Here is a 24,663-nt window from a genome sequence, read left to right as displayed (position 1 = left end):
TGTGAGTAAGGTAATGACGGATATAAGGTTTGTGTAGACATAGCGGGGTGGTAGTAGAGCTTCTCCCCTCCCCCACCGGTAAGTGGAGCATTGGGAAAAGGCCAGAGCGGGAAACGGAACGGCCAGCTCAACCACGGAAGGTGAGCCGGCCGCTATACGTATGGAATAGCCCTGGGATACCAGTGCTGCCCTATTTTTTAGGTGCCATCATCTGGCGGATCTGCTTTTTCATCGCCTTCTGCAGCTGCGCTTCGTGCTCCTGTCGAAAGCGATTCAGAATGTTATGAATGATATCCGGGGCCGACGCGCCCCCGCCCAGGATAAAGCCGAGCTGGGTAAAATACTGCTGGTGGTCGGCCGTGATGCGCAGGGTGGTCGTCTTCTTCTCCGCCGAAGGCACGAACAGCTGCGCCAAGTCAAGCTCCCCACTCGCCGCGACCGGCGGGGCAACGGGAAACTCCTCCTCGGCTTCCTCCCCGTCTTCCTCTTCCGGCGCGCTGGCCGGAGCTGGCGAAGGCAGTGGTGTGGGGGCGGCCGCGCGCGGCTCCCCCCCTACCGGTGCCGATGCCGCTGCTGCGGGTTCTACCGCCTGAACGGGTGCCACGGGCACGGCCGCCACCTCTGGCGCAGGCGTCGCCTTTTTTCCCGCTGGTTCCTTTGCCGCAGCGGGCGGAGCAACTTCAGCCGCGGGGGGCGTCGACGGCGCGGCAGGAGTCTCCGCAACGGCAGGTGCGGATGCTTCGGCAGGCGCCGGTGCCGGCGCCGCTGGCCGGGGGGCGTCGCCCATCAGGCTGAAAGCAGCAACGCCCGAAGTAAGGGCAGCAAGTTCACGCTGGCGCCGCTCGGCCGCGGCTTCTTTGGATTCGGTGGTTTTCTTGGCCATGGGAGCGGGCGTTATTTAGCGTTGTCGTCGGAGGTTTCAAGGGCAGCGGGGGCCGGCTGCTCGAATTCCGTGGGCGTGAAGTCAATGGTCTTGCCCGAGGGGGTAACCGCGCCCTTGCCGAGCACCAATTCCAGAATTTCGGTAATCAGGCTGCCCAGGCCGAGTTTGCCCAACTCCTTTTCCGGCATAGGAAACATCGTGGAGCGCTTGTCCTTGATGCTGACCAGCGACTCCACCCGGCTGTTGAGCAGCGGATAGCCCTTTTCACGAAACAGCTCGGCGGTCTTCGTGTAAACCGTCCGCTTCTCCGCCTTGAGAAACTTGTTCCAGAAGGCGTAAAAGCCTGCCAGGTTGGATTCCGGCCGCTGCCTATGGGTGAAGTTGCCCAGAATGTGCATGTAGGACATCGTGGAGGCAATGGTTCCCATATCCGGCTCCATGGGCAGAAAGATGTAGTCTACTCGCTCCAGCAGTTCGCTCAACCCCACAACGTTGACCGTACCAGGCGTATCCACCAGGATAAAATCGAACTCTTTCTCGGCCAGGGTGTCAATCGCCTCAACGGCCTTTTCAACGCTCGAAATAGCAATCGGGTAAGGCGTTACCCCTTGCTTGATGAGCCGCTCCTGAAAAGCCACGTCGGATTGCAAAAGCTGCTGCTCGTGGTTGCGGTAGGCGTGCAAGGTGTTCTGCGGATAGTCGCAGTCAAGCATCGCCACTTTGTAACCGTAGAGATAGCAGAGCGCCGAGGCGACGTGCGTGCCGATGGTGGATTTGCCAGCCCCACCCTTCTGAGTGGCAAAGGCAATTACCCGAGTGTTTTCATTAGGTGAGTGGTTTTAAAAAAGTGGTAGTCGGTTCATAATGCGTCAATGCTTCAAAGTTGCAATGTGTCAATGAAGCATTGATCCTTTGCTTTTGTGCTTTTGTGCTTCTGTGCTTCTGTGCTTCAGAGCTTCTAAATGTCCGCGAGTTACTGAAGCAAAGAAGCAAGCCATCAAAGATACATAGCCTCGTTGAATTATCGAAGTATCGAAGCAGGCTATCAGCGCGGCAATACTTCAATGCTTCATTGAAGCATTGAAGTATGAGCAATCTGAAGCGTCGAAGTAATGAAGCACTGAAGCATAAAATAAAAATTTGATAAATCTGTATTGAAGCAATGAAGCGCCGAAGCAACAGTAATGTGGTACTTTTGCAAGTAGTATAAACGCTGCGTGTGACGCAATGAAGCAATGAAGCACCGATTCTTTGAAGCAGAAATTGCAGTAGACAGCAGCAATGTGTATTCAAATGTTCTGGTCCTTCATCACCAAGTTTAATTCGTGTTTTAAGTGCTTCATTGAAGCAAGGAAGCAATGATGCAAAGAAGCGCGCTAGTTATAGTCCTAGCCCCATTCAACGTCCTCGTTCAATCTGCTCGTTCATCGACCAGCAAGCCATGTCATTGTCCGGACAAAATTCGTTTGCCCAAACAATGACACCGCCATGTTCGCAGGCTCACATAGCTTGGCTTGCTAGCTCTAGCTGCTTAGATTTGCGTGAATGGTGAACATTACTATTCAGTAGCCATTCTTCACGAAGCGCCGTAAGTAGCTTATGGAATCAGAGAAGCCAGATGAAACAACTGCCGAGGCTGCGCGCACTTTGCGCATTGATGTGCGCGTAAGCCCGGATGAGAAAAAGGAGCTGCAGGAGAAGGCTAAGGCTGCTGGCTACAAGAAGGTATCAGCGTATTTGCGGGACGTTGGACGGGGGGTAGAGATAAAAGAAAGCGTACCGGCGGAGTTGCGACGGCAGCTGGTTGGCATTGGTACTAACCTTAATCAGATTGCGCGTCTGGCACAGGCTGGTAAGTCGTTTAGCAACCATGAGGCGCAGCTGTTAGAGGCGCTGACAATTATTAGAGGCTACCTGATATGATTGCGAAAACAACCACGGGTAGCGACTTTGAGGGCGCGCTGACTTACGGGGCTGGGCAGCGGCAGGGGAGGGGTAAGGAGCCAGGGGAGGCGCCACTTTTAGTGGTCTCCAACGTAATTCCAGGAAGCCCGAAAGAGATGGCGCAGGATATGCAGGCCGTGGCGGCCCGGAGCAAGCGCGTGCGGAAACCCGTGTGGCATACGGTCCTTTCGTGGAAGGCCGGGGAAGCCGTGAGTCAGGCGCAAAAGGTGGCGGCGGCCAAGCGCTATTGTGAGTTGATGGGAGCACCGATTGATCGGCACCAGATGGTCGTGTATGAGCACCGGGACAAGCAGCACGCCCACGTGCACATCTACCTGAACCGGGTGCCGATTGACGGCGGCCCGGCGTTGCGAACGGATAATAATTTTTACCGGCAGCCAGCCGTCACGCGGCAGATAAGCCAGGAGCTGGGCATGGACCCGCTACCCGAAAGGCGGCGTAGTTTGAAGACACTAGACCCCACCAAGGAGGTGGCGCGGCAGCGGGTAAGTCAGGCGCTGGCGCAGCTGCTGCAGCAGTCGGATAGGGAAGGGGAGCAGTGGCTGGCTTTGCAATTGCAAAAACTAGCCATCGAGATTCGCTACACCCACGACAAGGGCGGGGTATTGCGCGGCGTTAGCTTTGAAACGGAAGGAGTGGCTTTGAGGGGCCAGGAAGTAGGCTACAAAGGGGCGCAGCTGCGGGAGGCCCTGGCGGCATCCGTGAAGCCGGTTAGGGAGCCGGAAGCTGAGCGGAAGGCTCGTCCCGAGGTAGCAACCACGCTGCCTCAGCCGGCGCCGCCTGTACGGCCGAAGCAAGTCCGCCGGAAGGGGCGTAGACAGTAGGGGCAGGGGGTGTCACCCTTCGTGTGCTGAGCGTGCATCTCACCGCTGACTTTGAACCGCTCGTCAAGTAATCCGTGCCAGAGGTAAGGCGGGGCGGTAAGTTGCTTGATTCACCAAGCGGTTCAAGCAATGGAAGACGAAAAGGGGTTACGGAAAATCATGGAGTTTATGCGCCTGTTTGCCATTGGGCTGCTGGCCATAAACATCTACTATTACTGCTTCGGCTACTTCCGCTCTCTGGGCTGGACGACCGACGTGGTGGAGCACCTGCTGGAGAGCTTCACGCGAAATACCTTTCTGTTCAAAGCCAGCTGGGTCAGCAAGAGCCTGGCCGTGGTATTCCTGCTGCTCAGCTGCCTGGGCACGCGGGGGCGGGCTAACCAAGAGCTCAAAGGCCGGACGGTGGCGGGCTCCGCCGCGCTGGGGCTGCTGCTGCTCTTCGGGGCGGATGCAGTGCGCGGGCTGACGCTGGGAGCCGGGCTGACGACGGTGCTTTACGCCGGACTGCTGACGGTTGGCTTTCTGCTCTTGTTGAGCGCCGGGGCGTGGCTGAGCCGGCTGTTCAACAACGACTTGCTGAAGGACATCTTCAACAAGGAAAACGAGAGCTTCCCGCAGGAGGAGCGGCTGATGGAAAACGAGTACTCGGTGAATCTGCGCACCGAGTACTGGCTGCGCGGCAAGAAGCACCGCGGCTGGCTAAACGTGGTGAATCCGTTCCGGGCCACGATGGTGCTGGGCACGCCCGGCTCGGGCAAGAGCTTTGCCATCATCAACGAGTTTATCCGGCAGCACCTAGCCAAGGGCTTCTGCATGTACATCTACGACTACAAGTTTGACGACCTGAGCCGCATCTGCTACAACACGCTGCTGCGTCACCAGGACAAGTTCGATAGGCCGGTGGGCTTCTATGTCATCAACTTCGACAACCCGCGCAAAAGCCACCGCTGCAACCCGCTGCTGCCCGAGCTGATGACCGACATCGTGGACGCCTACGAAAGCGCGTCGACCATCATGCTGAACCTGAACAAGAGCTGGATTCAGAAGCAGGGGGACTTTTTCGTGGAGTCACCCATCAACTTCGTGGCGGCCATCATCTGGTTTCTGAAGCTGTTCGAGAAGGGCAAGTACTGCACCTTTCCCCACGTTATCGAGTTTCTGAGCCGCGACTACGAGGAGATTTTCCCGGTGCTGGCCTCGTACCCGGAAATTGAGAATCTGGTGAAGCCTTTCGTATCGGCCTTTCAGAAGGACGCCATTGAGCAGCTGGAAGGGCAGATTGCCAGCGCCCGGATTCCGCTGAGCCGGCTGGCTTCGCCCCAGCTCTACTGGGTGATGTCGGGCAACGACTTTACGCTCGACATCAACAGCAACGAGGAGCCCAAGGTGTTGTGCGTGGGCAACAACCCCGAGCGCCAAGCCATCTACGGGGCCGCGCTGGGCCTCTACAACGCCCGGCTGGTGAAGCTGGTCAACCAGAAGGGCAAGCGCAAGTCGTCGCTGATCATTGACGAGTTGCCCACCATTTACTTCAAGGGCCTCGATAACCTCATTGCCACGGCCCGCAGCAACAAGGTGAGCACCTGTCTGGGCTTCCAGGACTTCTCGCAGCTGGAGCGCGACTACGGGCAGAAGGAGGCCGAGGTCATCAAGAACACGGTGGGCAACGTGTTCAGCGGGCAGGTATCGGGCAATAGCGGCAAGTGGCTAAGCGAGCGGTTCGGCAAGATTCTGCAGCGGCGCCAGAGCCTGAGCATCAACATGCGTGAGACGAGCACCAGCCTTTCCACGCAGATGGACAGCATGATTCCGGCCAGCACCATTGCCAACCTCACCCAGGGTAATTTCGTGGGAGCGGTAGCCGACAACTTCGGCGAGGAAATCGACCAGAAGGTGTTTCACGCCCGCATCCAGGTAGACGTGAAGGCCGTAGCGGCGGAAGCCAGCGGCTACCAGCCCATCCCTGATATTACCAGCTTCATCAATCCGACTACGGGCAAGGACGAGGCCGAGGAGATGATTAAGGCCAACTTCAACCGGGTGAAAACGGACGTGAAAGAGCTATGCGCCCGCGAGCTGACCCGCATCAAGCAGGACCCAGCATTGCGCCATCTGATTAAGGAAAAGGCCGAGCAGTAGAATCATTTATAGTGCGGTGGTGGGCCTGCCTGAGGATGCCGTTCGTGTACCCAGCCGGCACCTTACCCCCCCAATTCTGACCACTCGTCAAGTTTCTGCTCCGCGCCTAGTGGTGGCCGATAGGTTTGCACAAGTCGAATTCCGGGCTGCCCGGCCCCGTGCTAAGCGGTCAGGGTGGCTTTTTCCTTCCTCTATTTCACTTTCCAATGGCTGAGCAAGATGACGAGATGACCCCAGCGTCGTTGCCCCAGATAAAGGCCAGCGACGCAAACGAATCTTTGACTACTGGGCAGGCGCAAACCCCGCCGCTACCCGTACCCCAGGCCGAGGAGGTGGCCCTACCTCCAGGCGTTGCGCCGGCCGGGGATACAGCTCCTGCGGCGTTGACGCCCAATGAGCAGCCGAGCAAGGACCCGCAGGCGCAGACCGCAACGGTAGGGGAGGGGCAGGAGGCCCCCACTGCCGACCCTGCTACCGATGCAATGGCTACAGCGCCCGTGGGCGAATTGCGCATCACCTGGCAGCAGAAGGGTGATGAGGTAGCTCCGCTGCTGGAAATGCGCGCTTACCTCGACCAACTCCGGGAAGCCGGCGTGGCCGTGGGCGCGCTGCAGTTCGAGCGCAACCCGGCGGGCAAACTCACGGGGGGCTTTGCGGTCAGCTACGACCCCGAATCCAACAAACTGGGTCAGCTGGAGGCGACATTACAGGGCTTCCGGCAGATAGGGAATGGCGTGGGCGTGATGGAAAAGCCGGAGCAGGCGGCCGCCCGCCGGCAGGAGGCGGGCTACGATGACGGCTACGAGCCCCCACGCAGCAAGCAGGTGCGGCAGGCATTCGGCGCCGGGCAGTGGGACGCACTGAGCGCCCAGCTCGCGGCCGTGCCCAAGCACGCGCTAACCGTTCCGGAGCAGGGTCAGCAGGCCGCAGCCGAGCAGCGCGTGCAGCAGCTGGCCCAGCAGCAGGGCAGGACCACCGAGCAGGTGCTGCGCGACGGGAAAAGCATTTTTGACATCGACACCAGCGGCAACCCGGCGTCAGCCTTTCTGAAGAACTTCTATGCCCATCTAAATGGCGGCCCAAAAACCCGGCAGCACCTGGAAGTGGACTACGAGCAAACCCGCCAGGATTTGCAGGCGCGCCTGCTCCGTAAGGCGGGCACTGCCCAGGCGGAAGTTCTGCCCGACCAGGCGCCAGCTGCCATAGGTGCCTACGCAGTGGCCGTCGCCGACGCCGCTAAGCCGGCCCCGGCCGAGAGGGCAACTCCGTCGCCCCCCGTCGCCCCGCCATTCCAGGCCAGCGACGTGCCGCAGCAGGTGCTGGCTTCGTTGGGTCTGACCCTGCAGACGCTGGAGCAGAGCGGGCAGCTGGAAAAGCTGCTGAGCGGGCGGCAAACCGACTTGTTGGCCATGCAGGTAACGGGCCGGCCGGATCAGGACCCCGTTCGGTTTGCGGGGAAGATGGTGCTGCGCCGCGAAGCTGACGGCACGGCTACCCTGAAAATGGAGTTGCCCCAGGCCCGGCTGGTGATTCCCAATGAGATTGGAGGAATGCCCTTCACGCCCGAGCAGCGGCAGCGGCTGGAAACGGAGGGCAACGCCGGCCTGCTGCGTGGCCTCAAGGACGAGCAGGGCCGCACCTACAACGGTTACGTAGCCGTGGACAAGGCCATGAACAAGGTGGTGATTCTGCCCGAGGACAAGGTGACGCTGCACGATACCATTGCCGGCGTCAAGCTTACGCCTGAGCAGAGCTACGACCTGCGCGAGGGCAAAGTCGTGGCCCTGGCCAACATGGCCAGCGGCGACGGCGGCCGGCAGTTCGACGGCACCGTGCAGGTAAATGCCGCCAAGGCCTGCATCGAGGTGCGTCCCGCCGCGCACGAGCTAATCCAGCACCAGGCGCCGCAGGTGCAGCAAACGGTACCGGGTGCTACCAAGACGGTGGTGGCCACGCCGGCCAAGGAGCAAACGACGCAGGTGAAAACCCGGGGGCCGCGCCACTAAGCGGGCCAACTGCTTCCACGCCATCATCTATTCACCCCAAGCCCGGAAGCTCTTTTCCGGGCTTCTTTTTTCTGGGCTGCCCCCGGTCTAACCCATCCCCAAGCCATGGAACACGAGCTGACTTTTCAAAAAATCAAGGAGCGGGTGGAGTTGCCCGAGCTGCTGAGCCATTTCGGCTACACCCTGAAAAAAGGCGAGCAGTTGGGCCGAGGCAAGTGGCATGTATTCGAGGGCGACGATACCCTGGTCGTGTTTAAGGGCCGGGGCGGTGACTGGATGTATTTCAACGCCCAGGATGACCGCGACAAGGGCAGCGTCATCGACTGGATGAAGAACCGGGTAAGCTCGGGACGAATTGCTGGCATTGCCCAGCTGCCGGGTCGTACTCTGTGGCAGGCAGTCAACGACCACTTCCGCGCCTACCTGAGCCTGCCCGAGCCGCAGCGGCCCCGGCTCGATTTGCTACCTATTGCCGAAACCGCGCCCGGCGAGAAGTTCCACAGCATCTTCACCAAGGACTGCCGGCCGCTGGAAGACACTACGTACCTCGAAGGGCGGGGCATCAGCCAGGCTACGCTGCGGCACCCGCAGTTCGTCGGGCGCATACTCAACCACCGGCACACCGTGCAGCGGGCTGGTCTGCCGCCCAAGACCTACGTCAACACGGCCTTCCCGTCCTACCACGAAGGGCGGGTAGTGGGACTGGAGCTGAAAGGCGAAGGCTTCAAGGGGCAGGCGCCGGAAAGCCAGTTTTCCCGCTCCTTATGGCTGAGCCGGCTGCCCGAGGGCCGGCCGGCGGCGGTGCTTGTGGTTAGCGAGTCAGCCCTGGATACGCTGTCCTACGCGCAGCTGCACCCCCATGAAAGCGCCCTCTACGCTTCCACCGCCGGCACGCTCACCCAGAATAAGATTTTCGAGTTGAAACGGCTGCTGCGCGAGGAGCAGATTCCGGTCATCCGGGCTGCGTTCGATAATGACACCCAGGGTCACCACTTCGACACGCGGCTCTTGGCGGGCCTGGCCAGCGACCAGAATCCGATGAAAGTGGTGCGGGAGCATGAGCACCAACTGACCGTCGAAATCGTGGCGCCCCAGCCGGCCGGCGTGCAGGCATTGAGCCGCCGGTTGCAGGCGTACAACGAGCAGACGAGTCAGCAGTTCAGCCAGGCTAATGGAGCCCCCGGTACGCCGACCACGAGCCCGACCCTGCGCGACGAGCTGATACACTCCCAGAAGCTGGGCGCCCACACCTACCAGTTTCGCCTGCCCATGAGCCCGGGGGCGCTGCACGCCTTCAATCAGGCGGCCAGCCAGACGCTGGCCTTCGAGCACCGGGTAGAAGTCGTGAAAAGCCAGGGCAAGGACTGGAACCAGGATCTAAAGCAGGACCAGCTGCAGCAGGTGGTGCGGAGCGAGTTGGGTGACGTGGACGAGGACCAGTATGGCTTCGGCCAGCAGCACTGGGACAACCCGGAAATAAGTGGCAGCGGGAAGATTGCCCAGCTGCACCAAGCCCAGGCCGAGGCCCGAACCCAAGGGGAGCGGCTGCTAGTGGTAGAGTTGCGCGAAAGCCGGGACGAAACGGCGCTGCTGCCCACCCTGCGCGAAAACCTGGAGCGCATCGGCCTGCACATCGACCACGCCACCCGGCAGCCGCACGGCGTAGCCCGCGAAATACTAACGGAACTGACCCTGCGCTACCCAGTCCAATCACCCCAGTTGCCGGCTATCAGCGACACAGTGGATGCGCTCCGGCAGAATCCACGGGTCATGGTGGTGGAATCCGGGCAGGACGCGGTGGAGCGCCGGCAGCTGGCCGCCGCCCAGGAGCAGGAGCGCCAAGCTGGCCCGCCATTGCGGCCCAGTGACTCCCCCGCCCGTGACCAGGCCCGTCAAGACTTCATCGAGGCGGCGCGGCAGGTAGTCCGCGAGCTGCGCGTGTACGCCGCCGGCTTGGAGGCCGCCCGGCTGCAGGAAGTCAGCAAGCAGCTGCTGACCCGGCCGGAGTTGACGGGTATCAACCAAGAGAATGGCGCAAGGGTTCTGGCGGTGGTAGATACGCTGGACACGCTGAAAACCAGCCCCGCCGTACTGCAGTTGCGCCAAGCGGCGCAGCTGCTACATGCGCCCAAGCCCCCAGCTCAGGAAAACCGTCCCCGGACCAGCCCCCGGTGGTAGGGGTTACCAGGTGCCGTGCGTCGAGAAGTTCACTAGCTAATGAGGGAGGCTAGTTTCAGAAGCACTAACGGCTATTCGACACCCTTCAATTTCCCGCTGCCGCATCCGGAAGCGTAGCCACCCGGTGAGCAGCACAACGCCGGCAGCACCAACCGCCCAGTAGCCCAACGACCCGGCGCGCACCGGATGGAGTTGAATCAGGGCCAGACCGAAGCCCAGCATAGCCAGGCTGGTACGTACATAAGTGAGAAACGTGCGCTCGTTGGCCATGCGGGTGCGGGCCGCGGCCAGGCCTTGCTGGTCATAGTTAGGCGGTAACGGGGAAAGTGCAGGCATGCGGAAGCAGTATAGCGAAAGCCCGGGCTACCCCGGGCATTATACCGCTACGAACGTCGCGTGCGGATGAACGACCATGGGGCGGTGCTGGGTTAGATAGGCCCGCATAACGGCCACCACGTGCTGCCCGGTTTTGCGGCGGTTGCGGCCCACCTGGTGTGGTACGCCCTGGGAGGTGATATACGCGGCCGTATAAGTCCGTTCCGGGTCCAGAGGCTGGTCTTTGATAAACACCGTTTGCAAGCGGCTGCCCTTGGGGTTCTCGGCTTTGAAGTACGCTTTCAGGCCCAGGGCCCGCTTCACGTAGCCGCCCATCTGGTGCAACGGGTTCTGGCTGTAGGTGCCTTCCAGATTCTTCTCCAGCATCTGGCGCAACTCCGCGCCGGTGAGCTCGACCGTTTCAATCTCCGGGTCCATCGGCACCAGGTCGTAGAGGTCGTTGAGTTGCACCGGACCGGGGGGGATGGGCGCCCCGTAGCGCCAGCCGTTGGAGAAGTACAGGTCGGCGGGCACTAGCGCCCGGATGCTGGCCAACAGAAAATCGTCGGCCGGGCACTCCACCGACGTGCCCCGGTGCAGCCCGGTGGCGGTGACGCCCACCACCTCGCGCAGGTTGGCATAGGGCAGCAGGGCCGCGTCGATGCGCGCCTGCAGAGCCGGGTCGGGCGTCAGGTCCGCGCTGACTTCCCGCAACTCATGGTCGTGGGCGGTGACGCGGCCGTTTTCCACGGTGAGCGTGAGGCGGCCGACAAAGGAGCCGTGGGCCCCGGACTGCATGACCAGACAGTCGCCCGCGCGGAAGGGCTCGTAGAGGCGGTTGTGGGTGTGGCTGCTCAGGCACACGTCCACGCCGGGGTGCGCCTGCAGCAGGGCCACGTCCTGCGGGAAGCCGCAGTGGGAAAGCAATACTACCAAGTCGGCGCGCTCCGGGCCGCGCAGTTCGGCCACATAGCGGGGCAACTCCGCCGTGCCATCGGTGAAGCGCAGGCCCTCACCGAAATGGGCCGGCATGGTTTTGTCGACGATGGGGCAGGCCAGGCCGATGACGCCCACGCGCAGGCCAGCCGTTTCGTAGACCTGATACGGGGCGTACACCAGCTCCCCGGAAACCTTATCGTACACGTTGGCTGCCAGCAGGGGGTAATTCAGCTGCTTAACCAACTGGCGCAGCCGGTCTGGTCCGTAGGCAAAATCCCAGTGGGCCGTCATGCCCGCTATGTTCAGCTCGTTGAGGATGGGCACCAGAATCTCGCCTTGGGTATCCACCGCCGGCCGGGTGCCGTGAAACGTGTCGCCCCCGTCGAAGAGCAGGCTCGCCGGGTACTGCTCGCGCCACTGCTGCAGCAGGGTGGCAATGCGGGCGTAGCCCCCACAAGGGCGGTACTCAGGGCCAGTGGGTCCGTAAAACAGCTCTTGGTGCAGGTTCAGGTAGCCGTGCACATCATTGAGTTGGAAGAAGGAGAGGGTGGTAGCCATCAGGTGGGAAAGGATGGGTCGGGAGCTTATTGGGGCAGGGCCAACACGCACAGATGCAGGCGAACGTAAAACGATCAGGCTTTGCCAGCCATAATTTTGTTACAGTACAGCCACTGCAGAGCATAGCGCTTAAGCAGCCGCATGGAAAACCGCACGGGGTTAACAGAAACAGGCTGCCGGCGCGCACCAGATACGTCACAAAATCTACCGTGTGCGTGCCCGTGCCGGCCGTGACGTAAGGCAGCAGGTAAAAATCATGGGTGTGGGCCTTGTCAATGCCCAAAAACCCGGTAATCACCGCCTCCAGCCGCTGGGCGTGAAACGCATCGTGCCTGTGGCTCCGGGTAGGAGTCAATGCAGTAGACGGGAACCGGGGGCGTTTTCACGCGCGGCTTAGGTAAGGCCGGAACGGATAAGGGCTTAGCGGGCGGGCCAGCAACTTACTGCTCAGGCGGAATGTCTGGGCGGACTGGGCGCAGCTGCCAGCCGACGAATTCGCGCTATCCGGCGCCGGCAGGCAATACATGCGGTGGCGAATGACCAGCGAGGAAAGCACCGTGAGCCCGCCGATGACGGCCAACGCTGCGCTCAGGCCGAGCATGTCCGCCAGCACGCCGGTGAGCAGGGCGCCAATGGCGTAGCCCGCGTCCCGCCAGAGGCGGAAAATGCCCACGCTGTGGGCCCGCTGGGCCAGGGGTGAATATTCTGCCACCGCCGCCAGAAAGGTGGGATATACCAAAGCCGTACCGGCTCCCAGCAGACCGGCCAGCAGCAGAAACATCGGGTAGGACGATGTAAAGAGCATGACCAGCAGCACCGCCCCCTGCAGTAGCATGCCCCAGAAGAGCAGATCCTTCTTGCAGAGGCGGTCCGCTAGCGGCCCGGTTACCAGCTGGCCCAGGCCCCACACGGCCGGATACACGGCGGCCACGGTGCCAATTTGGGTAAGCGTAAACCCTTTGGAAGCTAGCAGCAACGGCAGCAGGCCCCAGACCATGCCGTCGTTGAGGTTGTTGACCAGGCCGGCCTGGGTGACCGAACCCAGGTTGGGGTGGCGCCAGGTCACGTCCCAGAAGGAAAGCGGCGGCCCGGTGGGCCCGGCGGGAGCCTGCGCGGCTTCCAGTGCCACGTGGTGACGCGTATCACGCACCAGCAGGCTGCTCAGCAGCCCCAGCATGGCTAACCCTATGCCCAGGTAGAACGGGTAAGGCCGCAGACCGTATTCGGTGGCCAGCCAGCCGGAGGCAAACGCCGTGGCGGCCACGGCCAGGTAGCCCGCCGACTCGTTCAGGCCCATAGCCAGCCCGCGCTGCTTCGGGCCAACCAAATCAATTTTCATCACCACCGTGCTCGACCAGGCCAGGCCCTGATTCAAGCCCAGCAGCACGTTAGCCACAATGACCCAGCCCCAGCTCGGAGCCCACAGCAGCAGCAGGGGCACCGGCAGGCCAATGAGCCAGCCAATAACCAGCAGATTTTTACGCCCTACCGTAGTGGCCCACGCCCCGGCGTAGTAGTTGGCGGCGGCTTTGGTGAGCCCAAACACCACGATGAAGGAGAGAATGGCCGAGCGGGCTACTAAGTGAAATTCCTGCTCCGCCAGCCGGGGTAGAATCGTGCGCTCCAGCCCCACCATGCCCCCACAAAGGCATTTACCAGGACCAGCAGGCTGAACTGGTGCCAGTTTTCACGCAGACCGAGACGCGGAGTAGTCATTGCTAGTAGCTTTAGGGTGAGAGGAAATATAGTCAACACTATCGTTTAGGGGTGCACGATAGCCCAACCCTGGGCCTGGCGAATGATCAGCTCCCCGTTGCCGGTGGGCACGTAGCTGATGAAGGGAAACAGCTCGTCCTTGCTGATCTTGCGCTCTTTCATCGTGTTCAGGCACTGGGCCAGCAGCACGCCCTGCTGTTGGAGGGCTTTTATATCCGCCTCGTAGGGCTGGGCTTGGCGGAACACGTCCGTGCCGCCGCCGTAGGCCACCAGCTCCATCTGCAGCTTGCCCTTGAGGCGCGGGTCTTCCAGCGCGTTTTTCATGTTGCGCAGGGTCTGCTTGATGAGCTTGGGGTCGTCACTGTCCAGCTGGTACACCACCTTGTACTCCGCTTTGTCGGCTACTGCGCCCGTGAATTCGGCGGCGGGCTTCCCGGCGGCCGGGGTCTGGGCCTGGGCGGTGGTAAGGCTGGCCAGCAGCAGGGCAGAGGCCGCAAGAAAGCGGAGCGGAGCGTTCATGGCGAAGGGGAAAGGGTTAAAAATCGTAGTTGAGAATCAGATTCACCAGGTGCAGGTCTACTTTGTTGACTTCGTAGCGGGCCTCGTCGTAGGTGTTGCCCAGGCGGCCCTTGTACACGTAGAGCAGCTGCCCGCGCAGTCCCTTGGCCCAGCCCGGGAAAGCATAGGTCAGGGAAGCGTTCAGCTGGCGATACGAGGGCATACCATACTTGTTGAGGTGGGTGTTTTTTACGTCCGGTAGGTAATAGTGGCCGTAGCCAGCTTCCGCTTTCAAGCCCGGCACTCGGGCAAAGGAGTAGCCTCCCAGCAGGGCTGCCGCGTCCACGCCCCCGAAGCCTTCTTCTCGCTCCCGGGGCAGAAACGTGTAGAACGGCTCGCGGCCCCACTCCCGTGGAAACAGAAAGCGCCCAGTGCGGGTGATGCAGGTGTAGTTACCGCTCACGCTCCAGGCCCCGCGCTGGTAGCCCAGGCGCGTGCTCAGGGCGTGGGCCTGGCGGCCCGGGGCGCTGTAGGCCAGCTGCGGATTCGGGTTGCCGCCGGTACCCACCGTGCGCTGGTAATGGTACTGGGTGCCTAACGTGAGCAGGCCCGCACCCAGGGCCCGGCCGGTGGTCAGCTCCGCGAAGGAGGCGCTGAACAGGTTATCGGCATAGTAGTTCCAAACTTGGGCTGTGGTACGCGCACCTACCTGCCGGTTGACGCCCACAATCCCCAGCCCCCGGCTGCGCAGGTTACCCGCGTACTGGGCCCGCTGGCCGGACTCCGTCACACCCGCCGGGTACAGGCCCACGGAGCCGCCTACTGAGGTCCAGTCGGTGGTGGAGCGCACGGCCAGGCCGGTTAGCCAACCAAGCGAGACGGTGGTGCGGGGTAGCTCTTTCACTTCCAGCCACAGCCCCTGGGCGTAGTTGGGGCTCAGGCGGCCATCCTGGGGGTTGAGCAGCGGGGTAGTGAGCAACTGCCGGCCCAGCGTGAGGGTGGACTGCCGCCAGCGGTAGCACAGAAACAGCTCCTCCGCCCGCCCGGTAAGCCGGCGCCGGCCGGGGTTTGTCACATCAAACAACCCCACCTCGTAGCGGCTCACGGCCCCGGTCAGCGAGTCCGGCGTCACCAGGTCACTGGAGGCCAGGTTGGCCCAGAAAAAGCCGCCCACGCCCACCTGCAGCCCGTGGAAGGAGGCCGTCTCAAAGCGGGCCCCGGCTCCCAGGCCCTGGGCGTAGTAGTCGGGGTAGCGGCCCTGGTTCAGGGTAGCCATCGTGTAGCTGCGCACCCGCCCGTGCCAGCGTCCTCGGCGGAAAGCATCCGGTAGGGAGTGGGCCCGCACCGTATCCGGCGCCGGCGGGGCCGGGTAGGGCGGCAGCTGCGTGCGCCCCGTTACCGGCCGGGTCAGGGCCGGCTCGGCATGCTGCGCCCAGGCCGCCGCTGGCAGCAGCAGGCTGGCCACCAGCAGACGAAGGATACGTGGCATGGCAGACTTACTTGGCCTTGGCCAGTTGCGGGTGAGCATCTTCGATGGGCTGATAGGGCCCGTATTTGTGCTGGCGCTCCGAGAAGGAGTCCGTATAGGGCCCGAACGGATGGTCGACAGGCTTTTTGCTGATGTCGGGCCAGTCGTGCGGAGTTTTCAGGTGCGGCCGGGGCTGGGAGTTGACGAAGGCGGCCACATCCCAGGCTTGCTCGTCGGTGAGTTGGGGGTGGTCGAAGGCCGCGCCAAAGGGCATGGCGGCCTTCACGTACCGGGCCAGGTTGGTGACGCGGTACAGGCCCGCGCCGTCGTTGTAGCTATGAGGTCCCCAAAGCGGCGGGTACTGGTACTCGCGCCCGTCGGCCAGATGCTTGCCTTCCCCGTTGGGGCCGTGGCAGCTCTGGCACTTGGCGGCAAACACGGCCTTTCCTATTACCGGGTCGGCGGCGCGTGGCAGGTAAGCCAGCTTTGTGAACCCGGTGCCGTACACCTTTTTCCCTTTGGGAATGTCATGGCCCAGCCAGTTGATGTAGGCCACGATGGCGCGCATCTCCCGGCTGCTGTCGGCCAGGGCCCGGCCGTTGAGGCTGCGTTCCAGGCAGTCATTTACCCGCATTTCCGTGGTGACCATGGTGCCCGAGCGGGCCCGCATCTTCGGGTAGGTCGCGGCCACGGCCAGGTAGTTGTTGGCGAAGCCTTTGGTGCCCGCGTCGAGGTGGCAGTTCTGGCAGTTCATGCCGTTGGTCTGCCGGGCTACCGAGCCCTGCGGCCCCAGGTAGCGGGCGGTGTGAGCAATCAGGTCCCGGCCGTAGCGGATCTGGCGGCCGGCGGCGGTGCGGGGAATGGTGGCCGTGTCGGGGGCGGCCGTGGCCGGCCGGTGGTAGCTGCCGGAAGGGGGCGGCCCCTCGTTGGCTTCGGCCACCGGGGCCGGCGGGGGCGGGCTGGCCGGGCCGTACAGCTGGGTCAGCACCACCACCACGACCAACACCAGCGCAGACGTCAGCAGCAGCAGGATGCGCACCAGCTGGGGCAGCCGGGCAACAGAATCAGACGGAGTTTCCATGGCAGCGTAGCGAAGGCGGGCACCGATGCCCGGTAGTTAGTGGGGCAGCTTTTCGCGCAGGGCGCTGTAGGTCCAGGTGCCGGCCAGGGCCGCGAGTATCAGCACGGCCGCGCCGGCCACGCCGCTGCCCAACTGGGCGAACATCGGGCCGGGGCAGGCGCCGGTTAGGGCCCAGCCCAACCCGAAAATGGTGCCCCCAATCCAGGTGCCGTGGTTGTACTTCTTGTCGGCAATGCTGATTTCCTCGCCGTTGATGGTCTTCAGGCGGTTGCGCTTGATGAGCTGAATGGAAATCAGGCCGACTACAATGGCCGAGCCGATGATGCCGTACATGTGGAAGCTCTGGAAGCGGAACATCTCCTGGATGCGCCACCAGCTCACCACTTCGCTTTTCGTGAGGATAATGCCGAACAGTACGCCCAGCACCAGGTATTTCAGGTTTTTCATGTCAGGTAATAGAAGAGGGAATTAGGAGCGCGTGGCTAGCAGGCGCACAATATTGGCCGGCCCGGAGTGGAAGCTGCCCTCGTGCAGAACGACGCCCAGCTCATGGTTCTCCCGTACCGTGAGCCCAGCGAAATCGGCGGCCAGGGTGTCGGGGTCGTAGAGCAGTTCGGCCGATTGGGGGCCGCCGGAGGGCAAGCCCAACTGGCGGGGACTGAAGGCTTCCAGAATCAAGTGTCCCCCGGATGCCAGGCTTTGGGCCGCGGCCGCGTGCACGGCCCAGCGGGCCACGGGCGGTAGATGGGCATAGATCAGGCCGATGGCATCGTAGCCGCCGGGCTGCTGCCAGCGCAGGCTGGTCACATCGTCCACCTGGTAGTCCAGGTGCACGCCCTGGGCTACGGCCAGGCGTTGGGCCTTGGCGCGGGCCTCGTCGCTGAAGTCCACCGCCGTTACCTGCCACCCGCGCCGGGCGGCGTACACGGCGTTGCGTCCTTCGCCTTCGGCCAGCAGCAGAAGGCGGCCAGGCGGCAGCTTATCCAGTTGCTGGCGGAGGTACGTGTTGGGCTCGGTGCCGTAGGCATACGCCTCGCTTTCGTAGCGGGCGTCCCAGAACTCGGCGGCCGCGGATTGGGAAGCAGTGTTCATGGCGGGTGGGGTAGCAGTACTGGGCTAAAACATCATTGGGTAAAACACCCACGTCATGAGCAGACCGCCCACGAAGAAGCCAATGACGGCCACCAGCGACACCCACTGCAGGTTGGACAGACCCGAAATGGCATGGCCCGAGGTGCAGCCCCCGGCGTAGCGGGTGCCGAAGCCGACCAGGAAACCGCCCAGCACGAGGAATACCCAGCCTTTCCAGTTCGAGAGGTTCTCCAGGGCAAACAGTTCTTTGGGTAATAGTCCCGAGAAGTCGGTCAGGTGCATCTGCGCTTTCAGGTCACGCACGGTTTCCGGGGAAATGGCAATCGTATCGGCGTGGCCCATGAGCTGGTAGCCGATAAAGCCGCCGATGCCGATGCCCAGCACAAAAAACAGGTTCCAGAGTTCGGCCCGCCAGTTGTAGGTCAGGAAAGGAATACCGGCGGGCACGCAGGCGGCGCACACGTGGCGCAGCGAAGAGCTGATGCCCAGAGCTTTGTTGCCGATGAGCAGCAGCGCGGGCACGGTCAGCCCGATCAGGGGGCCGGCCACGTACCAGGGCCAGGGCTGGCGAAGTAATTCAAGCATGAAGTCAGAAAGTCAGGAGTATAGACATCCGGCCCGCCCGCCGTAGCGGCCGGCCGGAATTCTTGCTAAACAGGAAGGGGAAATGGATGCGGGTTAGCGAACCAGCTTTTCGGGCCAGTCCAGCACGCCACCCAGCAGGTTCGACACGTGCGCAAAGCCGCTTTTGGTCAGCTGCCCGGCGGCGTTAGCCGAGCGGGCGCCGCTGCGGCAGTACACGTAGGTGGGCTTGGTTTTATCCAGAGCCGCCACGCGCTGGGCGAAGTCGGGCGCGGTGACGTCGATGTTCACGGCCCCGGGCAGGTGGCCACCGGCAAACTCGTCGGGGCGGCGCACGTCCAGCAGCACCGCGCCGGGCTGGCGCAGGGCCGCGGAGAATTGAGCAGGGGTGAGGTTTTTATAGGCGGACGCAGCGCCTTGAAAGAAATTCAGCATGGCCAAGAGGGAAAGAAGCAGAGTGAGCGAAGGCATAGGATAAGGCCGTCAGGCAACCGGAGAGCCCGCCTGCGGGGCGGCTCCCCGGTCGGCCGTTGGGAATTAGTGCTGGACGGAGGCGGACTGGAAAGACTTGACGGCCTCGCTCAGGTCGAGCACTTCCGTACCGGGCAGGGCATCGGCCACGATGCTGGAGCCGGCCGCCGAACGGTACCCGCCGGCGCAGTGCACCACCACGGGCTTGCCGGTCGGAATTTCCTGAGCCCGCTCCCGCAGCTCGGGCAGCGGAATGTTGAGCGAACCGGCAAATAGCGGCTCGTCGCGGTGCTCGGTGGCGTTGCGGATGTCCACAATGGTGTACTGCTCGGGATGCTGGCGGAACTGCTCCACATCCAGCTTCGGTAGCGTCGCCTCAGAAGATGGCGAGCCGACCAATGCCCCCTTGATCAGGGCCTCGTAGCCGATTTTGGCCGTTTTCCGGATCAGGTCTTCCAGGGTCGCCTCGTCGTCGGCAATCAGGTAGAACGGCTCTTCCGGCCCCACGATGGAGCCCAGCCAGGTTTCGAACTTGCCGCCCTGCTGGATATTAATGGCGCCGTCCATGTGGCCCTGCTTGAACTCGGCTTCGGGTCGGGTATCTACTACCAGCACGCCGGCTTCCAGGGCCGTGCCGGCAGCCAGGCGCGACACCCGCTGCACGCTCGGCTTGTAATCGGGCGCACCGGCTTTGTTCAGGGCCACGTCGTAGCCGAAGTATTTCGGGATGAAGGGTTGGTCAGCGAGCAGCTCTTGCACGAACTCCTCCTCGCTCATCTCCCGCAGCATGGGGTTGCCGAATTTCTCGTCGGCGATGGTGCTGCTGTTGGCCCCGCTCAGGGCCTTGCCGCAGAGGCTGCCCGCGCCGTGGGCGGGATAGACCAGCACCGTGCCGGCCAGGGGCATCAGCTTGTCGCGCAGCGAGTGGTACATCTGCCGGGCCAGCTCCTCGCGCTTGGCCGTCATGTTGCCGGCTTTTTCGCGCAGGTCGGGCCGGCCCACATCCCCGATGAACAGCGTGTCGCCGGTAAACACGGCTTCGTCTTTGCCCTCGCGGCTCACGACGATGCTGATGGAGTCGGGCGAGTGGCCCGGCGTATTCAGGGCGCGAAAGGTCAGTTTGCCCACCATGAAGGACTGGCCTTCATCGAAAGCTTCGTGGGTATAATCAGCTCCCAGCAGCTTGCTCACGCGGATGGTGGCTCCGGTGGTCTGGGCTATTTCCAGGTGGCTGCTCACAAAGTCAGCGTGGGGGTGGGTTTCGATAACGCTGACGATTTTCGCGTCGTTGGCCTGAGCATAGTCGTAATAGGGCTGCGGGTCGCGGGCGGGGTCGATGAGCACGATTTCGCGGGCGCACTCGCTGAGAATGGCGTAGGAGAAATGGGCTAGGCCCTTGTCTTCAAACTGTTCGATTTTCATGGTTGGAAGCGGTTAGCAGGTGAGTGGATGGGGGAAATGCGCTGAAGCAGCAAACGGGAAGTAGCTGGTTAAGGGTCAGATGATTAGTGCGAAAACACCAGTTCGCGCAGCAGAATGAACGTGCCCATAGCCAAGGTAAACCAGCCAAATGCCGGCTTGAGCTTGGCGCCCGGGATAAAGCGGGCTAGGTACGTGCCCAGCACGATGCCCGCCAGGGCAAAGGCCAGGAAGCCGAGCAGGAACGTCCAGGCAATGGGGGTGCCGGCGCTCAGGTCGCCGGTAAAGCCAATCAGGGAATTCAGGGCAATGATGGCAAGGGAGGTACCCACAGCCAGCTTCATGGGCAGGCGGGCGCCCAACACCAGGGCTGGAATAATCAGGAAGCCGCCGCCGGCCCCCACGAAGCCCGTGAGCGTGCCCACCACCAGGCCGATACCTAAGATTAGTGGGTAATTAAAGGTATGCTTGTGGTGCAGCTCCTCGTCGAGAACCTCCTCGGCCTGCTTGCTGCGGATCATCGACGTAGCGGCCACGACCATGAGCACGGCAAAGGCCACCAGCACCAACAGGTCCTTGGTGAAGACAATGCTGCCCAGGGTAAAGAGCTCGTGCGGGATGGCGGGCATCAGCAGCTTGCGCACCGCAAACACGGCCAGCAGGGAGGGAATCAAAAAGACAATGGCCGTCTTCAATGACACCAGCCCCTTGCGGAAATAGCCCGAGGCGCCCACCACGGAGGTAGAGCCGACCACAAACAAGGAGTACGCCGTACTCAGCACCGGGCTTACGCCCATCAGGTACACCAGTACCGGCACGGTGAGGATGGAGCCGCCCCCGCCCATGATGCCCAGGGAAAGACCGATGAATATAGCCGCGAAGTAGCCGACGATGTGCAACATGGATGAACGGGTGAACGTATGTAGTTATGAAAATTTGTTCATGCGTTTTAGCAAAAAAAAGGCCGGTCCCCTTACAGGAACGTGCAGCCGGCCAGGCACTGAATCACGTCGACCACTTCGCGCATCTTCAGTGCGTAGAAGATGTTTTTGCCGTCGCGGTGGCTGCTCAGAATACCTTTCAGCTTCATGCCCGTCAGGTGGTGGGAAAGCAGGCTTTGCTCCACATTCAGCTTTTCGCTGATGTCCGTGACGGAAAGACTTTCCTGATTAGCCAGCAGTTGCACGATGGCAATGCGGGTCGGGTGGGCCGTGGTTTTGAGAATGAAGGCCACCTTCTCCATCTTTTCAGTGGTCAGGTTCAGATCGGCGGAGGTGGTAGTCGGTGTCATAAGGTGCTGCAAATGTATGATCATTTGTTCATGTATACAAGTTTGTTCTATCTTTTAGTTCAAAAAATATCCCCTATTCATACATGCCTCTTTGAAGGAGCGCATTGCTGTGTGTTATAACCGTTTTTGAAGCTACGATTTAGTGCTTTCCTTTACCAGATTAAAGCTTCCGGGGCATCTTGAAACAGCTTAGCAGCCTGAGGCATGGTTAGCTGTTGTCGTTGTAGCTCCTGCCAAACAGCAGGGTGCGGATGGGTGCGAATAGCCCTGCGAAGACTTGCCATAATCCGAGCCCGCTGCCCGCGAAAGGGTTGGTTGAGGTCGACTACGTGCGGCTCGTTTACGGCGGCGGCAAGTTGGGCCAGCGTCGTAGTCAGTTTGACCTCCACGTATTCGCGCAACAGGCCAATGAAATGCCGATGGGCAATCCGCCGCGCTTTTGAGAGCTCAGCCCGAAAGTTGAGTTGAAGCAACTCTATCGTGTAGTCGGCTCGTTTCTGGTCGCGGGTGCTCAGTTGCGAGGCCTGCGCGAAGGCGCAACCAGCCTGAAAATCAATTATTAGCCAATCCAGCGGATTTTCAACCAACGGATTTAGCAGTACGGCGTCTGTAGATCCTACTGGGCCCGCTACCTGGGGAGTGAGATGCAGCACATGGCTGGAGCCAGCTGGATTAAACACGGCAAAGCCATTGCGCTTAAAGCTGGTGTTACATGTTTTGCAGGCCAGTAAATAATTGTCCCACACGAACGTGCGTTGCGGAAACCACGATTTCGGGTAAATATGCTCAATATCCTCCCCTTCGCTGTATTCGCAGTAGCTGCAGGCTTGTGTACTTATCGTAAGCGCCCGGAGCTGCTGCTTGATTTCGGCAAAGGCGTGCTTCCCACTTTGGCCACTTTCCTTGCTCTTCCACCGGGTTTGCGCTTTCGCCACCTGAGCCGCAAACGTAGGCTCGTTGTCTACTACCTTTTGTTGCCGTGCCAGCTCCGTTTGGGTGGCAGTGGAAAGCACTTTGCGCCGTGCTTTCTTAGAAGGCAAATGTATCATCCGTCGTAAAAATCTGGCGTAGCTGATACATTTCTGCCTCGTCGGCCTTGTTTAGCTTGCCGTAGGCGTATAAGCGGTTCAAATGAATGAGGCGTGTTAATTTCTCTTGAGCTTCAGGTGATTGCGTAATATTTTCACCAAAAGCATCGGTAGCGTAAGCATCCAAGATATTGCCGTATATCAGCCGGTCTCGCTCCAAGCCAGTTACTTCACCTGATGACTCTTCCTCGCCCGGTGCCACCAGCCGGTAGATGCTGCCTTGCGCCGCTGCCCTGCAGATCAGTGGGCTGTGCGTGGTGACGATAAACTGCATGCGCGGAAAATACTGGAGAAACCATTGTCCGATGCGGGTTTGCCAGGTCGGATGCAGGTGTGCATCTATCTCATCAATGACTACGACACCGGGCAGGCCAATCTCCAACTTATCCGGCCGGTTTTTGGCAAGTTGGTGAAACACCTGCTTGTAGCCGTATACACGCACCAATTGGCGTATCAATTCAAAAGTCAGGCTGAGCACGGAACGGTATCCATCACTGAGTTGCGTGACGGGCACTGGATTGCCATTGCCATCCAGAAAAATCGGCCCCCCAGTTTCGATGCGGTCTAGCCGAGTGCCGTGGGGCAATAGGCCACTATCGTTTACAAAGCGCTTCAGGTAATCCAGCGTATGGCTGGCCTCCGATGATTGGTTATCAGCCTCCTGTTGCTTCAAACGCTGATAATCTAATTCGCGCAGCCATTCCAACGCCTCCGTTAAAGCAACATCCTCGCCGAAAGCACTTAAGTGGGCACCGACTTTAGGGGAGGAATAAAAGAGTTTGGCCCATTCAGGGTTGCCGCCTGTGAACCGTCGGAAAGGTCCATAAGCAACCGAAAACCAGCCGGCATAATCTCCCCAAATTTCTTTGCGCGGCTTGCGTGAACGAGCACTATCAATGTTGCTGCTCAAGACCACTACCGAATGAGGCGAGGCAAAGTCGGGGCTGAAGCCACCCACCCGTTCACGGCTGAAATCAATTTCGATGGGGAAGGGCTTATCGGAAGCAGCCACTGAAGCCTTACGGGTATCGACAGCCTTGTCCCATTCCGGATCGGCAACAATGTGTAACCGCACGTGTCCGGTGGTGTGCTGTGCCGCTAGCCATTCGTCCCATGAAAGCCGCAGTGCCATGGCTTTTTCCGGGCCGATCAGCGCCAGTGCAATGGCGCGTACCACCGAAGATTTGCCGGTCCCGTTGTCGCCAATGATAACGTGCCATCCGGCCGGTTTAGCAAACCGCATCTTCAGACTATCAATGGCCCGAATGTGTGCTATGTCAATGGAGTGGATGTACATCGTTAAGTGGGTTGGGCTAGCTGATGACTTGTGCGTAGGTGTAACTGGCTAAAAAAGGTATTGCGCTTAGATGATACTGGGGTAGGCTAAAGCTGCAAGTTTAGCCTAAAAGTTAGACTAAACTTGCAAGTGAGCAGACAGGCGCTACATAACCATATAAAATAGGATCGGTAACCGGCTATGCGTCGTTCCGTGGCTTATTTGTTACTTGATGTGTTAGGCTAGCGGCATAGTTTGTGCAGCCCCGTCTGCAACCATCGCGTTAGCCGGTGTGCCTTTTGACCGGGTAGCGTTCCGGCAAAAGTGTGCACCTTTGCACTTGCTACCATTACCTATGCACCGTTTGCTGACCCATTTGCTGTTGCTGCTCTATGCGGGTGTTTACCTGCATTGCCAGCCGCTGCCTGCCCGGGTCCCCGCAACGACCACTGGGCTGGGTAGCCCGCAGGAGCAGTCCCAAACTGGCCTGTGCAAAAAGAAGCTGCAGACGGTACAGGCCGATCCGCAGGCCGACCACGCACCAGTAGTAAAAGCCAAGCTGCTACCGCTGGATCTGGCGCTGAGTGGTGATTTCCCGGCCCTGTATTTCGGGCTGCTGTTCCCGGCCGACGAGCCGACCCTGAATCCCGCCCGTGGCCCGAATGCCTGCCCCGAGCACTCGTTTGCCAACCACCCCAACAAGGCTCCGCCCATTCGCTTTTCTTAGGAAAACGCGTCGTGGAGCCGGGTGTGTACCCGGTTAATTGCCCCGTTCGTGGGGGCGATAACCGGGTTTTTTATGCCCCGACCAGCCCGCCGCCTCATGCGGCCGCCTTAACCTTGGTTATCGGGTAGTCCCGCCTTTTCCTGAGAG

Annotated in this window: 23 protein-coding genes and 1 pseudogene; 6 read left to right on the top strand and 18 right to left on the bottom strand. The window is 61.1% G+C overall.

From position 1 onward, the window contains the following. Positions 1 to 190: 190 nt before the first annotated feature. Positions 191 to 883, bottom strand: coding sequence for a hypothetical protein (locus tag F1C16_RS21375; RefSeq protein ID WP_073285629.1), 693 nt, complete (start codon positions 881 to 883; stop codon positions 191 to 193). A gap of 11 nt (positions 884 to 894) precedes the next feature. Next, the gene (locus F1C16_RS21370; RefSeq protein ID WP_185284589.1) at positions 895 to 1,692 is read right to left on the bottom strand and encodes a ParA family protein; all 798 of its coding nucleotides are present in this window, start codon (positions 1,690 to 1,692) and stop codon (positions 895 to 897) included. A 790-nt stretch (positions 1,693 to 2,482) separates the two neighbouring features. Here F1C16_RS21370 and mobC (F1C16_RS21365) point away from each other — a divergent pair. The 5 genes from mobC (F1C16_RS21365) (at position 2,483) to F1C16_RS21345 (ending at position 9,995) form a co-directional block, all read left to right on the top strand. Then, complete coding sequence (gene mobC, locus F1C16_RS21365) at positions 2,483 to 2,806, top strand: plasmid mobilization relaxosome protein MobC (protein WP_073285624.1); 324 nt, start codon at positions 2,483 to 2,485, stop codon at positions 2,804 to 2,806. Beyond that, positions 2,803 to 3,672: a relaxase/mobilization nuclease domain-containing protein gene (locus F1C16_RS21360; RefSeq protein WP_073285621.1), complete on the top strand. Its 870-nt coding sequence runs from the start codon at positions 2,803 to 2,805 to the stop codon at positions 3,670 to 3,672. The genes mobC (F1C16_RS21365) and F1C16_RS21360 overlap by 4 nt, the downstream gene beginning before the upstream one ends. Before the next feature lie 129 nt (positions 3,673 to 3,801). Continuing rightward, entirely contained in the window at positions 3,802 to 5,811 is a 2,010-nt protein-coding gene (gene mobC, locus F1C16_RS21355; protein ID WP_073285618.1) for a conjugal transfer protein MobC, read from the top strand. A 206-nt stretch (positions 5,812 to 6,017) separates the two neighbouring features. Beyond that, positions 6,018 to 7,817, top strand: a complete 1,800-nt coding sequence (locus tag F1C16_RS21350) for a DUF3945 domain-containing protein (protein ID WP_084549024.1) — start codon at positions 6,018 to 6,020, stop codon at positions 7,815 to 7,817. Positions 7,818 to 7,922: 105 nt separating this feature from the next. Continuing rightward, positions 7,923 to 9,995, top strand: coding sequence for a toprim domain-containing protein (locus F1C16_RS21345; RefSeq protein WP_073285613.1), 2,073 nt, complete (start codon positions 7,923 to 7,925; stop codon positions 9,993 to 9,995). A 36-nt stretch (positions 9,996 to 10,031) separates the two neighbouring features. Here F1C16_RS21345 and F1C16_RS21340 read toward each other — a convergent pair whose 3' ends face one another. The 16 genes and pseudogenes from F1C16_RS21340 to F1C16_RS21265 form a co-directional block, all read right to left on the bottom strand. Next, positions 10,032 to 10,331, bottom strand: a complete 300-nt coding sequence (locus tag F1C16_RS21340; protein WP_073285610.1) for a YidH family protein — start codon at positions 10,329 to 10,331, stop codon at positions 10,032 to 10,034. A 39-nt stretch (positions 10,332 to 10,370) separates the two neighbouring features. Then, the gene (locus tag F1C16_RS21335) at positions 10,371 to 11,807 is read right to left on the bottom strand and encodes a bifunctional UDP-sugar hydrolase/5'-nucleotidase (protein ID WP_073285607.1); all 1,437 of its coding nucleotides are present in this window, start codon (positions 11,805 to 11,807) and stop codon (positions 10,371 to 10,373) included. Continuing rightward, entirely contained in the window at positions 11,773 to 12,105 is a 333-nt protein-coding gene (locus F1C16_RS23435; RefSeq protein WP_374940614.1) for an AraC family ligand binding domain-containing protein, read from the bottom strand. Before F1C16_RS23435 ends, F1C16_RS21335 begins: the two co-directional genes overlap by 35 nt. Before the next feature lie 225 nt (positions 12,106 to 12,330). Then, positions 12,331 to 13,523 (bottom strand): annotated as a pseudogene (locus tag F1C16_RS21325) (MFS transporter); the annotation flags it as partial. A 45-nt stretch (positions 13,524 to 13,568) separates the two neighbouring features. Continuing rightward, entirely contained in the window at positions 13,569 to 14,042 is a 474-nt protein-coding gene (locus F1C16_RS21320; RefSeq protein ID WP_073285599.1) for a DsrE family protein, read from the bottom strand. A 16-nt stretch (positions 14,043 to 14,058) separates the two neighbouring features. Beyond that, positions 14,059 to 15,510, bottom strand: coding sequence for an OprD family outer membrane porin (locus F1C16_RS21315; RefSeq protein WP_170865257.1), 1,452 nt, complete (start codon positions 15,508 to 15,510; stop codon positions 14,059 to 14,061). A gap of 7 nt (positions 15,511 to 15,517) precedes the next feature. After that, the gene (locus F1C16_RS21310; RefSeq protein WP_084549022.1) at positions 15,518 to 16,570 is read right to left on the bottom strand and encodes a c-type cytochrome; all 1,053 of its coding nucleotides are present in this window, start codon (positions 16,568 to 16,570) and stop codon (positions 15,518 to 15,520) included. 36 nt (positions 16,571 to 16,606) lie between these two features. Continuing rightward, a complete protein-coding gene (locus F1C16_RS21305) occupies positions 16,607 to 17,017 on the bottom strand; it encodes a DUF6691 family protein (RefSeq protein WP_084549021.1) in 411 nt (136 codons plus the stop codon). Between the two features lie 21 nt (positions 17,018 to 17,038). After that, the gene (locus tag F1C16_RS21300) at positions 17,039 to 17,662 is read right to left on the bottom strand and encodes a bifunctional 2-polyprenyl-6-hydroxyphenol methylase/3-demethylubiquinol 3-O-methyltransferase UbiG (RefSeq protein WP_073285593.1); all 624 of its coding nucleotides are present in this window, start codon (positions 17,660 to 17,662) and stop codon (positions 17,039 to 17,041) included. Between the two features lie 24 nt (positions 17,663 to 17,686). Next, a complete protein-coding gene (locus F1C16_RS21295; protein WP_073285590.1) occupies positions 17,687 to 18,247 on the bottom strand; it encodes a YeeE/YedE family protein in 561 nt (186 codons plus the stop codon). Positions 18,248 to 18,340: 93 nt separating this feature from the next. Continuing rightward, entirely contained in the window at positions 18,341 to 18,679 is a 339-nt protein-coding gene (locus tag F1C16_RS21290; protein WP_073285747.1) for a rhodanese-like domain-containing protein, read from the bottom strand. A 102-nt stretch (positions 18,680 to 18,781) separates the two neighbouring features. Then, complete coding sequence (locus tag F1C16_RS21285; RefSeq protein ID WP_185284577.1) at positions 18,782 to 20,137, bottom strand: rhodanese-like domain-containing protein; 1,356 nt, start codon at positions 20,135 to 20,137, stop codon at positions 18,782 to 18,784. Between the two features lie 83 nt (positions 20,138 to 20,220). Continuing rightward, positions 20,221 to 21,036, bottom strand: a complete 816-nt coding sequence (locus tag F1C16_RS21280; RefSeq protein WP_185284576.1) for a sulfite exporter TauE/SafE family protein — start codon at positions 21,034 to 21,036, stop codon at positions 20,221 to 20,223. Positions 21,037 to 21,107: 71 nt separating this feature from the next. Next, positions 21,108 to 21,425 carry a helix-turn-helix transcriptional regulator gene (locus F1C16_RS21275; protein WP_073285581.1) on the bottom strand — a complete coding sequence of 106 codons (318 nt, stop codon included), beginning with the start codon at positions 21,423 to 21,425 and terminating at the stop codon, positions 21,108 to 21,110. Between the two features lie 152 nt (positions 21,426 to 21,577). Then, positions 21,578 to 22,465: a hypothetical protein gene (locus tag F1C16_RS21270; RefSeq protein ID WP_185284575.1), complete on the bottom strand. Its 888-nt coding sequence runs from the start codon at positions 22,463 to 22,465 to the stop codon at positions 21,578 to 21,580. Next, positions 22,455 to 23,810, bottom strand: a complete 1,356-nt coding sequence (locus F1C16_RS21265) for an AAA family ATPase (RefSeq protein ID WP_073285575.1) — start codon at positions 23,808 to 23,810, stop codon at positions 22,455 to 22,457. The genes F1C16_RS21270 and F1C16_RS21265 overlap by 11 nt, the downstream gene beginning before the upstream one ends. A 334-nt stretch (positions 23,811 to 24,144) precedes the next feature. Here F1C16_RS21265 and F1C16_RS21260 point away from each other — a divergent pair, with 334 nt between their 5' ends. After that, positions 24,145 to 24,516, top strand: coding sequence for a hypothetical protein (locus tag F1C16_RS21260; protein ID WP_139252273.1), 372 nt, complete (start codon positions 24,145 to 24,147; stop codon positions 24,514 to 24,516). The last annotated feature ends 147 nt before the right edge of the window (positions 24,517 to 24,663 follow it).

This window comes from Hymenobacter sp. NBH84 (assembly GCF_014217645.1).
In the GTDB taxonomy this organism is placed as follows: Bacteria; Bacteroidota; Bacteroidia; order Cytophagales; family Hymenobacteraceae; genus Hymenobacter; species Hymenobacter profundi.
The sequence above is the reverse complement of the archived record's forward strand: the minus strand, read 5'-3'. Positions and strand labels throughout refer to the sequence as shown.

Bases quoted from the DNA above. Each gene is read 5' to 3' on its own strand.
- F1C16_RS21375 (WP_073285629.1), bottom strand. From the start codon at position 883: ATGGCCAAGAAAACCACCGAATCCAAAGAAGCCGCGGCCGAGCGGCGC.
- mobC (WP_073285624.1), top strand. From the start codon at position 2,483: ATGGAATCAGAGAAGCCAGATGAAACAACTGCCGAGGCTGCGCGCACT.
- F1C16_RS21360 (WP_073285621.1), top strand. From the start codon at position 2,803: ATGATTGCGAAAACAACCACGGGTAGCGACTTTGAGGGCGCGCTGACT.
- mobC (WP_073285618.1), top strand. From the start codon at position 3,802: ATGGAAGACGAAAAGGGGTTACGGAAAATCATGGAGTTTATGCGCCTG.
- F1C16_RS21350 (WP_084549024.1), top strand. From the start codon at position 6,018: ATGGCTGAGCAAGATGACGAGATGACCCCAGCGTCGTTGCCCCAGATA.
- F1C16_RS21345 (WP_073285613.1), top strand. From the start codon at position 7,923: ATGGAACACGAGCTGACTTTTCAAAAAATCAAGGAGCGGGTGGAGTTG.
- F1C16_RS21340 (WP_073285610.1), bottom strand. From the start codon at position 10,331: ATGCCTGCACTTTCCCCGTTACCGCCTAACTATGACCAGCAAGGCCTG.
- F1C16_RS21335 (WP_073285607.1), bottom strand. From the start codon at position 11,807: ATGGCTACCACCCTCTCCTTCTTCCAACTCAATGATGTGCACGGCTAC.
- F1C16_RS21320 (WP_073285599.1), bottom strand. From the start codon at position 14,042: ATGAACGCTCCGCTCCGCTTTCTTGCGGCCTCTGCCCTGCTGCTGGCC.
- F1C16_RS21315 (WP_170865257.1), bottom strand. From the start codon at position 15,510: ATGCCACGTATCCTTCGTCTGCTGGTGGCCAGCCTGCTGCTGCCAGCG.
- F1C16_RS21310 (WP_084549022.1), bottom strand. From the start codon at position 16,570: ATGGAAACTCCGTCTGATTCTGTTGCCCGGCTGCCCCAGCTGGTGCGC.
- F1C16_RS21305 (WP_084549021.1), bottom strand. From the start codon at position 17,017: ATGAAAAACCTGAAATACCTGGTGCTGGGCGTACTGTTCGGCATTATC.
- F1C16_RS21300 (WP_073285593.1), bottom strand. From the start codon at position 17,662: ATGAACACTGCTTCCCAATCCGCGGCCGCCGAGTTCTGGGACGCCCGC.
- F1C16_RS21295 (WP_073285590.1), bottom strand. From the start codon at position 18,247: ATGCTTGAATTACTTCGCCAGCCCTGGCCCTGGTACGTGGCCGGCCCC.
- F1C16_RS21290 (WP_073285747.1), bottom strand. From the start codon at position 18,679: ATGCTGAATTTCTTTCAAGGCGCTGCGTCCGCCTATAAAAACCTCACC.
- F1C16_RS21285 (WP_185284577.1), bottom strand. From the start codon at position 20,137: ATGAAAATCGAACAGTTTGAAGACAAGGGCCTAGCCCATTTCTCCTAC.
- F1C16_RS21280 (WP_185284576.1), bottom strand. From the start codon at position 21,036: ATGTTGCACATCGTCGGCTACTTCGCGGCTATATTCATCGGTCTTTCC.
- F1C16_RS21275 (WP_073285581.1), bottom strand. From the start codon at position 21,425: ATGACACCGACTACCACCTCCGCCGATCTGAACCTGACCACTGAAAAG.
- F1C16_RS21265 (WP_073285575.1), bottom strand. From the start codon at position 23,810: ATGTACATCCACTCCATTGACATAGCACACATTCGGGCCATTGATAGT.
- F1C16_RS21260 (WP_139252273.1), top strand. From the start codon at position 24,145: ATGCACCGTTTGCTGACCCATTTGCTGTTGCTGCTCTATGCGGGTGTT.